General features: G+C 66.7%; 10 protein-coding genes, 1 tRNA gene and 1 pseudogene. 8 read left to right on the top strand and 4 right to left on the bottom strand.

Annotated elements, in window-relative coordinates; all coding sequences use genetic code 11:
* The first annotated feature begins 13 nt into the window (after positions 1 to 13).
* From phoU to phoR, 3 genes are all read left to right on the top strand, one after another.
* Positions 14 to 718 (top strand): phosphate signaling complex protein PhoU, encoded by a 705-nt coding sequence (gene phoU, locus BTH_RS26325; RefSeq protein WP_009891899.1) that lies wholly within the window; start codon positions 14 to 16, stop codon positions 716 to 718.
* A gap of 28 nt (positions 719 to 746) precedes the next feature.
* Positions 747 to 1,448, top strand: a complete 702-nt coding sequence (gene phoB, locus BTH_RS26320; protein ID WP_004192125.1) for a phosphate regulon transcriptional regulator PhoB — start codon at positions 747 to 749, stop codon at positions 1,446 to 1,448.
* A gap of 69 nt (positions 1,449 to 1,517) precedes the next feature.
* Entirely contained in the window at positions 1,518 to 2,828 is a 1,311-nt protein-coding gene (gene phoR, locus BTH_RS26315) for a phosphate regulon sensor histidine kinase PhoR (protein ID WP_009891892.1), read from the top strand.
* A gap of 107 nt (positions 2,829 to 2,935) precedes the next feature.
* Here the strand turns inward: phoR and ppk1 are convergent, their stop codons facing one another.
* Positions 2,936 to 4,996: a polyphosphate kinase 1 gene (ppk1, locus tag BTH_RS26310; protein ID WP_009891890.1), complete on the bottom strand. Its 2,061-nt coding sequence runs from the start codon at positions 4,994 to 4,996 to the stop codon at positions 2,936 to 2,938.
* Between the two features lie 275 nt (positions 4,997 to 5,271).
* Here ppk1 and ppx point away from each other — a divergent pair, with 275 nt between their 5' ends.
* Entirely contained in the window at positions 5,272 to 6,786 is a 1,515-nt protein-coding gene (gene ppx / locus BTH_RS26305) for an exopolyphosphatase (RefSeq protein WP_009891888.1), read from the top strand.
* A gap of 286 nt (positions 6,787 to 7,072) precedes the next feature.
* Here the strand turns inward: ppx and BTH_RS26300 are convergent, their stop codons facing one another.
* Positions 7,073 to 7,516 carry a hypothetical protein gene (locus BTH_RS26300; RefSeq protein WP_009891886.1) on the bottom strand — a complete coding sequence of 148 codons (444 nt, stop codon included), beginning with the start codon at positions 7,514 to 7,516 and terminating at the stop codon, positions 7,073 to 7,075.
* 672 nt (positions 7,517 to 8,188) lie between these two features.
* Between BTH_RS26300 and BTH_RS26295 the strand changes: the two genes are divergently transcribed.
* Both BTH_RS26295 and BTH_RS26290 read left to right on the top strand, forming a co-directional pair.
* Positions 8,189 to 9,262 carry a phosphatase PAP2 family protein gene (locus tag BTH_RS26295; protein ID WP_011402481.1) on the top strand — a complete coding sequence of 358 codons (1,074 nt, stop codon included), beginning with the start codon at positions 8,189 to 8,191 and terminating at the stop codon, positions 9,260 to 9,262.
* A 126-nt stretch (positions 9,263 to 9,388) separates the two neighbouring features.
* Positions 9,389 to 9,958 carry a hypothetical protein gene (locus tag BTH_RS26290; protein ID WP_009891882.1) on the top strand — a complete coding sequence of 190 codons (570 nt, stop codon included), beginning with the start codon at positions 9,389 to 9,391 and terminating at the stop codon, positions 9,956 to 9,958.
* Positions 9,959 to 10,314: 356 nt separating this feature from the next.
* On the opposite strand, the pseudogene BTH_RS35785 reads toward BTH_RS26290, so the two are convergent.
* Both BTH_RS35785 and BTH_RS26285 read right to left on the bottom strand, forming a co-directional pair.
* Positions 10,315 to 10,573 (bottom strand): annotated as a pseudogene (locus BTH_RS35785) (hypothetical protein).
* Positions 10,574 to 10,816: 243 nt separating this feature from the next.
* A tRNA-Pro gene (locus BTH_RS26285) sits at positions 10,817 to 10,893 on the bottom strand.
* Between the two features lie 164 nt (positions 10,894 to 11,057).
* On the opposite strand from BTH_RS26285, the gene sixA reads away from it, so the two are divergent.
* Both sixA and BTH_RS26275 read left to right on the top strand, forming a co-directional pair.
* Positions 11,058 to 11,516 carry a phosphohistidine phosphatase SixA gene (gene sixA / locus BTH_RS26280; RefSeq protein ID WP_009891880.1) on the top strand — a complete coding sequence of 153 codons (459 nt, stop codon included), beginning with the start codon at positions 11,058 to 11,060 and terminating at the stop codon, positions 11,514 to 11,516.
* Between the two features lie 151 nt (positions 11,517 to 11,667).
* Positions 11,668 to 12,486: a GNAT family N-acetyltransferase gene (locus tag BTH_RS26275; RefSeq protein WP_009891874.1), complete on the top strand. Its 819-nt coding sequence runs from the start codon at positions 11,668 to 11,670 to the stop codon at positions 12,484 to 12,486.
* Positions 12,487 to 12,643: the final 157 nt, after the last annotated feature.

The raw sequence follows: 12,643 nt of genomic DNA, 5'->3' as shown, positions 1-12,643 counted from the left end.
ACGGAGGGCAACAATGTCGGATAAACATCTGTCGAGCCAGTTCGACGCCGATCTCAACGCGGTGTCGTCGAAGGTGCTCGAAATGGGCGGCCTCGTCGAGGCGCAGATCACCGAAGCGATGCACGCGCTGAACGAGTTCGACCGTGCCGCGGCCGAGCGCGTGATCGAAGCGGAGGATCGCCTCAATCACATGGAAGTCGAGATCGACGAGGAGTGCGGCAACATCATCGCGCGCCGGCAGCCGGCCGCGCGCGACCTGCGCCTGCTGATGTCGATCTCGAAGACGATCACGAACCTCGAGCGCGCGGGCGACGAGGCCGAGAAGATCGCGAAGCGCGTGCGCCGTCTCGTCGACGAGCCGGCCGCGCGCGGCGTGAACATCGCCGAGATCAAGGTGTCGGGCGACATGGCGGTCACGATCCTGCGCCGCGCGCTCGATGCGTTCGCGCGCCTCGACACGGTCGCCGCCGCGCAGATCGTCAAGGACGACAAGGAGATCGACCAGGAATTCCGGGCGTTCGTGCGCAAGCTCGTGTCGTACATGCAGGAAGATCCGCGAACGATTTCGGTCGGCCTCGATTATCTGTTCATCGCGAAGGCGATCGAGCGGATCGGCGATCACGCGAAGAACATCGCCGAATTCATCATTTACATCGTGAAGGGCACCGACGTGCGGCACCAGCCGCGCGACATGCTCGATCGCGAAGCCAACAGCTAACTGCCGACAAGGACGGAACGAGGTGCCGATGCCCAGCAACATTCTCGTCATCGAAGATGAACCCGCGATTTCCGAATTGATTTCGGTGAACCTTCAGCATGCGGGGCATTGTCCGATTCGCGCATACAACGCGGAGCAGGCGCAGAGCCTGATCAGCGACGTGCTGCCCGATCTGGTGCTGCTCGACTGGATGTTGCCGGGCAAGTCGGGCATCGCGTTCGCGCGCGACCTGCGCAACAACGAGCGCACGAAGCACATCCCGATCATCATGCTGACCGCGCGCGGCGACGAGCAGGACAAGGTGCTCGGCCTCGAGATCGGCGCGGACGACTACGTGACGAAGCCGTTCTCGCCGAAGGAGCTGATGGCGCGGATCAAGGCGGTGTTGCGCCGGCGCGCGCCGCAGCTGACGGAGGACGTCGTGTCGATCAACGGGCTGCGGCTCGACCCGGCGACGCATCGCGTCGCGGCGCAATCCGACGGCAGCGAGATCAAGCTCGATCTCGGTCCGACCGAGTTTCGCCTGCTGCATTTCTTCATGACCCATCCGGAGCGCGTCCACAGCCGCACGCAACTGCTCGACCAGGTCTGGGGCGATCACGTGTTCGTCGAGGAGCGCACGGTCGACGTGCACATCAAGCGGCTGCGCGCCGCGCTCAAGCCCGCCGGCTGCGATGCTATGATCGAAACCGTGCGCGGCAGCGGCTACCGGCTCGCGAAACACGCGTAACGGTTGCGCGGCGCGAAGGGTCAGCGCCGCCGCGTGACATCGTTTTCCTCTTTCGTCGGGCGCCGAATCATGAACATCATCTGGGCGCGCTTTCTGGTGTCGCTCGTCCTGCTCGCGCTCGTGAGCGGAATCATCGGCGCAATCGCGGGCCCAGTGCCGGGCCTCGTCTTCGCGCTCGCGATGCTCGTCGTGCAGGGTTTCGTCAGCACCTTCCACACGCAGCGCCTCTGGCGCCTGCTCGATGCGCCCGTCTACGGCGAAGTGCCGAGCGCGCCGGGCATCTGGGGCGAGATCTACTACCGGCTGCACAAGCTCGCGAAGCAGTGGCACGCGCAGGTTCGGCAGGTCGAGCAGCAGCATTCGCGTTTCATTCAGGCGATCCAGGCGTCGCCGAACGGCGTCGCGATGCTCGACGACCGCGATCAGATCGAGTGGTGCAACGCGATCGCGGAAGTGCACTTCGGGCTCGACGCGAAGCGCGACCTGCGCCAGCACATCACGCATCTCGTGCGCCATCCGGATTTCGTCCGCTACCTGAACGGCCAGCATTACGACGAGACGCTCGTGATGCGCGGCATGGGCGGCAACCGGCAGAACGTGCTCGCCGTGCAGGTGTTTCCGTACGGGGAGAATCGCAAGCTGCTGCTCACGCAGGACATCACCGAGCTCGAGCGCACCGATGCGATGCGGCGCGACTTCGTCGCGAACGTCTCGCATGAGCTGAAGACGCCGCTCACCGTGCTGTCGGGCTTTCTCGAGACGATGCGCGAGCTGCCGCTGTCGGACGACGAGCGCGCTCGCTATCTCGAGCTGATGGAGCAGCAGGCGTCGCGGATGCGGCACATCGTCACCGATCTGCTCGTGCTCGCGAAGCTCGAAGGCGAGAGCAAGCCGCCCGCCGATCGGGCGGTCGACATGCGCACGGTGCTCGATCATCTGAAGGACGATGCGCAGACGCTGTCGAACGGCCATCACGAGATCACGTTCAAGGTTGACGAGACGCTCGCGGTGACGGGCGCGCAGACCGAGATTTTCAGCGCGCTCGGCAACCTCGTGACGAATGCGATCCGCTATACGCCTGACGGCGGGACGATTCGCGTCGAATGGCGGCGCGACGGCGCGCAGGCTGTGTTTTCGGTCACCGACAGCGGCCTCGGCATCCCGGCCGCCGATCTGCCGCGGCTCACCGAGCGTTTCTATCGCGTCGATCGCAGCCGCTCGCGCGACACGGGCGGCACGGGGCTCGGGCTCGCGATCGTCAAGCACGTGCTGCAACGGCACGACGCGCAACTGTCGATCCAGAGCGAGGAAGGGCGAGGCAGCACGTTCAGCGCGCGCTTTCCCGCGCATCGGACGATCAGCCGGCGACACGCGGCGTGATGTGAGGCGCGCGCGGCGCCGGGGATCGCCGCGCTTCTCCGTCGAGGTTTTTCGATTCGGCGGCGCACGCGCGTCGCGTTGCCGCGTCGAACGGGCGCCGCCGTCCGTCAGCAGAATTTCGCGAGGAGCCCGAGCTGCGCGTTGCGCGGCGCCTTGCCCGCGCGGCGTCGGCGATAGTGGCCGTCGCTCTGCATGAGCCACGCGGATTGATTGTCCCCGAGGAACACCGACAACCCTTCGGCGATCACGCGGCGCTTGAGCTTGCGATCGCGCACCGGGAACGCGACCTCGACGCGCCGGAACAGATTGCGATCCATCCAGTCGGCGCTCGACAGATAAACACGCTCTTCGCCGTCCGCGTGGAAGTAATAGATCCGGTGGTGCTCGAGAAAGCGCCCGACGATCGAACGCACCGTGATGTTCTCCGACAGCCCCGGTACGCCGGGTTGCAGCGCGCACACGCCGCGCACGATCAGGTCGATCTTCACGCCGGCTTGCGACGCTTCGTAGAGCTCGGCGATCACGGTCGGCTCGAGCAGCGCATTCATCTTCGCGACGATCCGAGCACGCTTGCCGGCGCGCGCGTTTCCGGCCTCCGCGCGGATGTGCTCGATCAGCCGCGGATGCAGCGTGAACGGCGATTGCCACATCTCGTGCAGCTTCAGTTCGCCGCCGATGCCCGTCAGCTGCTGGAACACATGATGCACGTCCTCGCAGATCGTGGGCTCGGACGTCATCAATCCGAAGTCGGTGTAAAGGCGCGCGGTGCGCGGATGATAGTTGCCGGTGCCGAGGTGCGCGTAGCGGCGCAGCACCGATTTGCCGCCTTGCGTCGCGCGGCGCACGATCAGCATCATCTTCGCGTGGCACTTGTGGCCGACGACGCCATATACCACGTGCGCGCCCACCGATTCGAGCTGCGCGGCCCAGTTGATGTTCGTCTCCTCGTCGAAGCGCGCGAGCAGCTCGACGACGACCGTCACTTCCTTGCCGTTGCGCGCGGCTTCCATCAGCGCGTCCATCAGCGGCGAATCGGTGCCGGTGCGGTAGATCGTCTGCTTGATCGCGACGACGCTCGGGTCCTGCGCGGCCTGCTGCAGCAGCTCGAGCACCGGCTGGAAGCTCTCGTATGGGTGGTGCAGCAGGATGTCGCCGCGATCGATCGCGTCGAACATGGACGGCGCGTTCGCGATCGCGGGCGGGATCGCCGGCAGGAACGGCGTGAACTTGAGCTCGGGCAGGTCGACGAGATCCGGCAACTGCATCAGCCGCACGAGATTGACGGGGCCGTCGACGCGGTAGCAGTCCTTCTCGGTCAGGCCGCTTTCGTCGAGCAGGCGCCGCACGAGATGCGGCGGCGTGTCGGCCGATACCTCGAGCCGCACCGCATTGCCGAGATGGCGCGCGGGCAGTTCGCCCTGCAGCGCGACGCGCAGGTTCGTGATTTCGTCTTCGTCGACGAAGAGCTCGCTGTTGCGCGTGATGCGAAACTGGTTGCAGCTCTTGACGACGAGCTTCGGAAACAGCTCGCCGACGAAGCGCTGCATCAGCGAGCTGAGCAGCACGAACCCGTGCTGAAAACCCGACAGCTCCTGCGGCATGCGCACGAGGCGCGGCAGCGCGCGCGGCGCCTGCACGATGCCCATCACCGCCTGGCGGCCGAACGCGTCGCGGCCTTCGAGCTCGACCACGAAGTTCAGGCTCTTGTTCAGCACGCGCGGGAACGGATGCGCGGGATCGAGGCCGATCGGCGTGAGCACGGGCAGCAGCTCGTCGAAGAAGTAGCGGCGCGCCCATTCGATCTGCGCGTCGCTCCACGTCTCGGTGCCGTGAAAATAGATGCCTTCCTGTTCGAGCGCGGGCAGGATCGTTTCGTGCAGCATCGTGTACTGCCGGTGCACGAGCCGCTGGGCGCGCTCGACGACGAGGCCGTACACGTGCTGCAGCGACATGCCGTCCGGCGCGAGCGCGCCGGGATTGTCGCGCATCTGCTCCTGGAGGCCGGCCATCCGGACTTCGAAGAATTCGTCGAGGTTGCTGCTCGTGATGCAGATGAAGCGCAGGCGCTCGAGGAGGGGCACGTGCGGATCGGCGGCTTGGGCGAGCACGCGCTCGTTGAAGCCCAGGATGCCGAGTTCGCGATTCAGGAGCGGATAACGGAGAGACATCGGCAGAGAATACGGAAGGTCAGGCGCAGACTCGAAAGGTCGCTCGGAAATTCTCACGGTGCGATGACGTGCTGATGACAGTTTGATGTTTGTCGGCCAATCATACGCTCGAAAACCTGGGATTTCATAAAAGCGTCCTCTAGATACAATGAAAGCCGGTGTCGGCCGGCGCGCGACCGACACCGGAAGGCGCGCAGCGCTTAAAATGGCGCCTTTGATCTTTTCGGTGCGCGCAGTGTCGCCTGCGCGCGCCAGGCGAGAACGGAGCCCCCTCGATGGTTACATCCCCGCATCTACTGGCTGCCGTCGATCTCGGCTCGAACAGCTTCCGGCTCATCGTCGGGCGCGTCGAGGAGACGCCCGCGGGCAGCCAGATCTACCCCGTCGACGCGCTGCGCGAGCCCGTGCGGCTCGCGGCGGGCCTGTCCCGCGACAAGATGCTCGATCGCGCGTCGCAGGAGCGCGGCTGGGAAGCGCTCAAGCGCTTCGGCGAGCGGCTGCGCGATTTCCACCCGGATCACGTGCGCGCGGTCGCGACCAACACGCTGCGGGTCGCGAAGAACGCCGGCGAGTTTCTCGCCGAGGCGGAGGCGGCGCTCGGTTTTCCGATCGAGGTGATCGCGGGCCGCGAGGAGGCGCGCCTCATCTACGCGGGCGCCGCGCACTCGGTGCCGGCGAGCGCCGGCAAGCGGCTCGTCGTCGACATTGGCGGCGGCTCGACCGAGTTCATCATCGGCCAGCATTACACGCCGCTCGTGATGGAGAGCCTTTACATCGGCTGCGTGAGCCATAGCCGCGCGTTCTTTCCGGCCGGCAACGTCGACGAATACACGATGCGCCAGGCCGAGCTCGCTGCGAAGCGCGAGATCCAGATCATCTCCGGCGAATACAAGAAGGCGGGGTGGGATCAGGCGATCGGCTCGTCCGGCACGGCGCGCGCGCTCGCGGAGCTCGTCGAGGCGAACGGCTTCAACGACGCGGGCGTGTCGCACGGAATCTCGCGCGGCGGCCTCGAGCGCCTGAAGCGCGCGCTCATCAAGGCCGAGAACGTGAACCGGCTGAAGCTCGTCGCGCTGAAGCCCGATCGCGTGCCGGTGCTCGCGGGCGGGCTGTCGATCATGCTCGCGGTGTTCGAGGAACTCGGCATCGACTACGTCGACACGACGGACGGCGCGCTGCGCCTGGGCGTGCTGTACGACCTGCTCGGCCGCACGCAGCACGAGGACATGCGCGCGGTGACGGTCGACGGCTTCACGCGCCGCTACGGCGTCGATCGCGCGCAGGCGGCGCGCATCGGCGCGCTCGCCGCGCGCTTCTACGACCAGCTCGACGAGCCCGAAGGCGAGGATCGCGATGAAAGCCGCACGTTCCTCGGCTGGGCGGCCGCGCTGCACGAGATCGGGCTGTCGATTTCGCACAGTGCGTACCACAAGCATTCGGCGTACATCGCGAGCAACGCCGACATGCCGGGCTTCTCGCGCACCGACCAGGCGCGGCTCGCCGCGCTCGTGCTCGGGCACGCGGGCAAGCTCGGCAAGTTGTCGCAGTCGCGAGAAGTCGAGTGGCCGCTGTTGTTCTGCCTGCGCCTCGCCGCGCTGCTGTGCCGGCGCCGCAACGACGCCGGCTTGCCCGACATTGACGTCGCGCAGATGAAAAAGGGCGGCTACGAAGTGCACCTGCCGAGCGCATGGGTTCAGCAGAATCCGCTCACCGACTACAACCTCAGTCAGGAGGCTGCCGAGTGGGAGAAGGTCGGCATTCCGTATCGTGTCGTCTATACCGGCGCGTGATCCGGTTGCGGTGCGGCGGCGCGTCTGCCCCCGGGCGGCGGGGTGCGCCGGTTCGTGACCGCCGCCGCGCGGCGGGCGTTTCCGGGCGCTCCAGCGGAGGGCTCGTGTCGAGTGCCGGCGGGCTGTCGCGGCTTCGCCTAGCGCGCGGGGCCGGTGCGCGACGTGCGCAAGCCGAGGCGTCCGTAGCGCCGGCGGCGCGGTGCCGGGCCCGGCAAGCCCTTGCGGCGAGACGGCCCGCGCGTCGGCCTGTCGGGCGCCGCAGGCAGGCCGTCGTAAGTCGGCGCGCTTACGGCGACGTGCACACGATCGCCGTCAGAAACGGAAACGCGTTCTTGACGACCGCCCGGCTGCCTGCCTCGCGCACCTTTGCCTCCACCGCTTGCTCCGAGCCCCGGACGACGACGCCATACGCCCAGTCGCCGATCGGCTCACCGTCGCCATGCGTGAAGAGCGGGTCGTTTGCCTGATAGCCGAGCACGACGTAGACCGGGAAGCCATAGGCGGTCAGCGTGCGATTCGTGCGGAACGCATTCATCGAGTTCGCTTCGACGTGCATCGGTTGCGAGCGGATCGCGCCGCTTGCGGCGAGCGGCGCGACGAACGCGTGGCCCGTCGACGAGCAATCGAGCGCGGCGTCGAGCGCCTGTGAATCGGCGTACGCGGACGATGCGATCGCAAGTGTCGCGATCGGGATCAGCAGTCGGGCAATCGAGCGGAGTGAGTTGTTCATGCGGTGGCGCTCGCCGGATGGGCGGCGGGTTGTCGACGGCCCTGGGCGGGCGGTTTGGTCGAAGTTGGGCGGGAAAGGCGCGACGCGGCGTGCGCAGCCCTCTCGAATGGCTTTTTCTTTCGAACCTGACGGATCGGCCGCGGCTTGCCGGCGCGGGTTGCCCGATGATAGCGAAAACGCCCGGCACGCGCAGGCGGATCGGCGCGGACCCTTCGGGCACGCGTGTCCGGAGCAGGAGACGCAGGGGCGGCGTCGACTGGAGAGGTCGCGACGGCGCTTGCGCTTGCGCGGGCCCGTGTCCGCGGACATCATGCCCGTTCGGGACGTGCCCGTTCGGGACGTGCCCGTTCGGGACGTGCCCGTTCGGGACGTGCCCGTTCGGGACGTGCCCGTTCGGGACGTGCCCGTTCGGGACGTGCCCGTTCGGGACGTGCCCGTTCGGGACGTGCCCGTTCGGGACGTGCGCGTCGGCGACATGCGCGTCGGCGACATGCGCGTTCGAGACATGCCCGTTCGCGATGATCGACCCGCATGCGGCCGACGATCTATGATGAGCGCTGCGCTCGCCCGGATGGTGGCTTTCCGCCGGCTTCGGGCTCGCCGCGCGCGGCGGTTGCCGGAACCATGCCGGGAGCCGCCGCGCGCGACTATCCGCCCGATGAAAGTGAATTCATGATGCGTCGCACCGACCTGGCCCGCTTCGACGATTCGCGCCGCCGCGCGCTCGCGCTGCGCCGCTATGGCGTCGGCGCGGCGTTGTGCGCGGTGCTGGCGCTCGTCGACGCCGTGTGGCTGCGCGCGGACGGCTACGCGTTGCGAGGGGCCGGCGTCGCCTTGGCCGCACGGGCGATTGCCGTCTGCGCGGCGTTCGCGCTCGTGTTGGACGGCATCGCACGCGTGCCGCGCTACTCGGAAGTCGCAGCGCGTTTTCGTTATCGTGAAGCCGCCCGCACGTTCGCGTGGCTCGCGCTCCTTGCCGCATTCGTCGCGGCGGCCGGCATCCTGTCCTACCTGTGCGTGACATTGAGGCCGCCGCTGATCGACGACGCGCTGATCCGTCTCGATGGCCATCTCGGCTTCGACTGGCCCGCCGTCTATGACCGGATTCGCGCGCATCCCGCGCTGCAGCGCGCGCTCGCGTTCGCGTATGACAGCGCGCAGTGGCAGTTGATCGGGATACCGATCTGGCTGGGCTTGACGAGGCGCGACGACGACCTGTCGGAGTTCGTCACGCTCTTCATGCTGACGAGCATGATGGTGCTGCTGATTTCGACGCCGTTTCCGGCGGCGAGCGCGTTCCTGCATTTCCGGGTGTCCGATCCCGTCGCGCTGTCGGCCGTGAGCGATTTCGTGCGATTGCGCGACGGGACGTTGCGCGTGATCGATCTGGCCGCGCTGCAGGGCATGGTGTCGCTGCCTTCGTTTCACACGGTGCTCGGCGTGCTGTTCGCGTATGCGCTGCGGCGCGTGCGCGTCGTCGCGCCGTTCGCGCTGCTCTTCAACGGCTGGATGATTGTGTCGACGCCGACGCAGGGCGGCCATTATCTCGTCGATGTGCTGGCCGGCTTGCTCGTCGCGTTCGCGGCGATTTTCGCGCTTCGCTATGCGGCCGACGCGCGCGCGAGTTCGAACGCGGCCTTGTTCCGCGGCCTGCGGCGGCCGTCGATGGCCGGATCGGCGACGGATGGCGATTCGTCGCTTGCCCGACGCATCGCCCGCGCATCGCGGTCGCGCGGCGACGCATGAGCCATCCGGCGGGCCTCGGGATTCCATTGCGTTTGCCGGTTTCGCTTGCTATCACAGATGGCAGCGGGCGATCTCATTGCGCGACGTTCGTCCGCCGTCTACGAACAACGACCAGGAGGACGCGGTATGGCCAGCCCGATTGCCCGCAAGATCATGATCATCCGGCATGCGGAGAAACCGGCCGGCGACGGCGCGCCATACGGCGTGAACGCAAAGGGCGAGCAGGACGTCGAGGCGCTCACCGTGTTCGGTTGGCAACGCGCGGGCGCGCTCGCGGTGTTGTTCGCGCCGAGCCGTGGCCCGCTGCAGCACGCCGATCTCGCGACGCCCGGCTGGCTGTTCGCCGCGGCGGTTGCGAAGCATGCGAAGAGCAAGCGTCCGATCGACACGATCACGCCGCTCGCGCACAAGCTCGGGCTCGCGATCAGTGATGCCTACACGAAGGGGCAGGAAAAGAACTTGGCTCAGGCGGCCGTCGCGAGCAACGGGTGCGTGCTGATCGCGTGGCAGCACGAGGACATTCCGGCGATCGCCGGCGCGCTTCCGCTCGGCAAGCAGACGGTGCCGCAGAAATGGCCCGACGATCGCTTCGACGTCGTCTGGGTGTTCGATCTCGATGACGCGAGCGGCACGTATCGGTTCCGCCAGGTGCCGCAGATGTTGTTGAAGGGGGATCGGAGCAGCGTGATCGATTGACCGGCGAGGGCGCACGGCGTGTCGTTTCATGCTCGATCGACGCCGTCCGCCGATCGAATCACGCGCCGCCGGAGAAGACGGGGGGAGTCGCCGCTTCGGGAGAACGATCGAGTCTCGTCACTGAACCACTGGAAACGACGGAGGCACGATGTCCGCCGTAAAACGGCCAGCATTGCGCCTGGTTTGCGAACTCGCGGTGATGACACATGCACCGGCTCGGCGACGACAAGCGCTTGGTCGGGATCTCGCCGGCCGTGGCTGCGGCGCTCGCGTCACGCATTGCCGGCGATAAGGCTGCCGGGCGCTACGTGGCGCGAGTTGCTCTCGTCATTCGTCCGTGAGCTACAGCCGGCGCTTCACATCGGCGCGTCGGCGCGTTCTTGACGCGGGTTCCTCGCCTCGAGTCGATCGACGCGGACTAGAAGTTCGCTCATCTGGCGTTCTAGCGTGCGGTCCTCGCCAAGGCGCACCCGAATCGTATTGAGCCGGAGTCGCCAATATGCGGGATCGCATACCACTGTGTTACTGGCGAATTCCTTTCTCGTTTTCTCGAGGAGTCCGATCGCTGCCTCGATATGCGCGCAATTCATGCGCTGCATAACCATGCCAACTCATTCTCGTGTCCCTCCTTCGTGCTCGCCTCGATTCAATGTTGGCGCGTTGCATTGCGAGAGAAATTGATTTGACTCAGAGACTGGCGACGGGAGAGGCGCGAACGGGTCTGCCGTTGGGCACGGGCGCAAAAAATTCCGCGTGGTCGCGGGCTTCATCGCGCCCGACGCGGCGCCTTGATTGGGCGCCGGCCGGACCCTTTCCATAAAGGGGCCGCAGTGGAACCCTCTTTATATCTTTGTATAGTGGTCGGAGCGATAGGATTCGAACCTACGACCCTCTGATCCCAAATCAGATGCGCTACCAGGCTGCGCTACGCTCCGAGGAATCGGCGATTGTATCGCTCTTGCCCAAATCGGGTCAATCTCCGCGTGCAATCGTTCACGTGTGCGTGCAGACTGCGCAACCATGGCGGATGTGCGGTGTCTCGCTCGCCGGGCCGCGAAACCGCAGCGTGCGGCTTCGCTCATTTTGGAGACGTCTCGTGATGAACCTGATTCTCTGGCGACATGCCGAAGCCGAAGACTACGCGAGCACCGATCTCGCGCGCCAGTTGACCGCGCGCGGCCGCAAGGACGCGCAGGCCGTCGCGAAGTGGCTGCGCGCGCGCATCGAGCGCCATGCGACGGTGCTTGCGAGCCCCGCCGCGCGCACCGTGCAGACGGCCGAGGCGCTGACCGATCACTACCGAACCGCGAACGCGCTTGCCCCCGGCTGCGACGTCGGGGACGTGCTCGCCGCGGCCGGTTGGCCGGACGGGATCGCATCGACGGTCGTCGTCGTCGGGCATCAGCCGACGCTCGGCAGCGTGGCCGCATATCTGCTCGCCGGCTCCGACGAGAGCTGGAGCATCAGGAAGGGCGGGCTGCTGTGGTTTTCGAGCCGCACGCGCGAAGGCAATGGGCAGACCGTGCTGCGCGCGGCCATTTCGCCCGATCTGGTTTGATTGGGGCGCAATCAAACGCCATTCCCCGCTTTCTGCTAAAGTCAAATCGGCGACACGTCACCGAATGGACACCGTTTTGCCACGTAAGCGTCACGGCCGGTTACTACATTGGCGGGCATGTCGTCTCCTTCCTTACGACCAGGAAAGCCTAATGCGAGAACTGCCGACGCCTACGCTCCCACTTGCCTCGCTACCCCTTGACCTGCCGCGCCGCCGGCTGCCGCGTGCGGCCGAGACGGTCACCGCCGAGTTCCGCCTGCGCGCCGCATGGGCGCGCACCGAAGACGAGCTGCGCGAAGCGCAGCGGCTGCGCCACAGCGTGTTCGCCGAGGAAATGGGCGCGCACGTGAGCGGCCCGGCTGGGCTCGATGTCGATCCGTTCGACCCTTACTGCGATCACTTGCTTGTGCGCGATCTCGACACGCTGAAGGTCGTCGGCACCTATCGCGTGCTGCCGCCGCATCAGGCGGCGCGTGTCGGCCGCCTGTACGCGGAAGGCGAGTTCGACTTGTCGCGTCTCACGCACCTGCGCTCGAAGATGGTCGAGGTCGGCCGCTCGTGCGTGCATCGCGATTATCGCAGCGGCGCCGTCATCATGGCGCTGTGGGGTGGCCTCGGCACCTACATGCTGCAAAACGGCTACGAGACGATGCTCGGCTGCGCGAGCGTTTCGATGGCCGACGGCGGCCACTACGCGGCGAATCTCTATCAATCGCTCGGCGACGCACTGACGGCGCCGGAATACCGGGCGTTCCCGCACACGCCGTTGCCCGTCGACGAGTTGCAGACCGGCGTGAAGGTCGCGCCGCCGCCGCTCATCAAGGGCTACCTGCGGCTCGGCGCGAAGATCTGCGGCGCACCCGCGTGGGACCCCGACTTCAATTGCGCGGACTTCCTGACGCTGTTCCGCCTGTCGGACATCAACGCCCGCTACGCGCGCCACTTCCTGAGCGATCCGCTGCCGCGCTGACGCGGCCGGGCGCGAACGGAACGATCGGTCCGCGCGGCGTGACGGCACGGCGATATTGCGTCGCCGTGCCGTTTTTCATCGGCAATCGAATCGTTCAGTGAATCGAAGCGGCGGCGCATGCTGCCGCGTCGTGGATTTCGTATGCACCGCGCGATTC

This window comes from Burkholderia thailandensis E264 (assembly GCF_000012365.1).
In the GTDB taxonomy this organism is placed as follows: domain Bacteria; phylum Pseudomonadota; class Gammaproteobacteria; order Burkholderiales; family Burkholderiaceae; genus Burkholderia; species Burkholderia thailandensis.
This window is presented reverse-complemented; position numbering and strand designations above follow the sequence as displayed.

What these genes read in the sequence shown, in the direction of transcription:
- sixA (WP_009891880.1), top strand. Translation starts at nt 11,058, where the DNA reads ATGAACCTGATTCTCTGGCGACATGCCGAAGCCGAAGACTACGCGAGC.
- BTH_RS26275 (WP_009891874.1), top strand. Translation starts at nt 11,668, where the DNA reads ATGCGAGAACTGCCGACGCCTACGCTCCCACTTGCCTCGCTACCCCTT.
- ppk1 (WP_009891890.1), bottom strand. Translation starts at nt 4,996, where the DNA reads ATGTCTCTCCGTTATCCGCTCCTGAATCGCGAACTCGGCATCCTGGGC.
- phoU (WP_009891899.1), top strand. Translation starts at nt 14, where the DNA reads ATGTCGGATAAACATCTGTCGAGCCAGTTCGACGCCGATCTCAACGCG.
- phoR (WP_009891892.1), top strand. Translation starts at nt 1,518, where the DNA reads ATGAACATCATCTGGGCGCGCTTTCTGGTGTCGCTCGTCCTGCTCGCG.
- ppx (WP_009891888.1), top strand. Translation starts at nt 5,272, where the DNA reads ATGGTTACATCCCCGCATCTACTGGCTGCCGTCGATCTCGGCTCGAAC.
- BTH_RS26300 (WP_009891886.1), bottom strand. Translation starts at nt 7,516, where the DNA reads ATGAACAACTCACTCCGCTCGATTGCCCGACTGCTGATCCCGATCGCG.
- phoB (WP_004192125.1), top strand. Translation starts at nt 747, where the DNA reads ATGCCCAGCAACATTCTCGTCATCGAAGATGAACCCGCGATTTCCGAA.
- BTH_RS26295 (WP_011402481.1), top strand. Translation starts at nt 8,189, where the DNA reads ATGATGCGTCGCACCGACCTGGCCCGCTTCGACGATTCGCGCCGCCGC.
- BTH_RS26290 (WP_009891882.1), top strand. Translation starts at nt 9,389, where the DNA reads ATGGCCAGCCCGATTGCCCGCAAGATCATGATCATCCGGCATGCGGAG.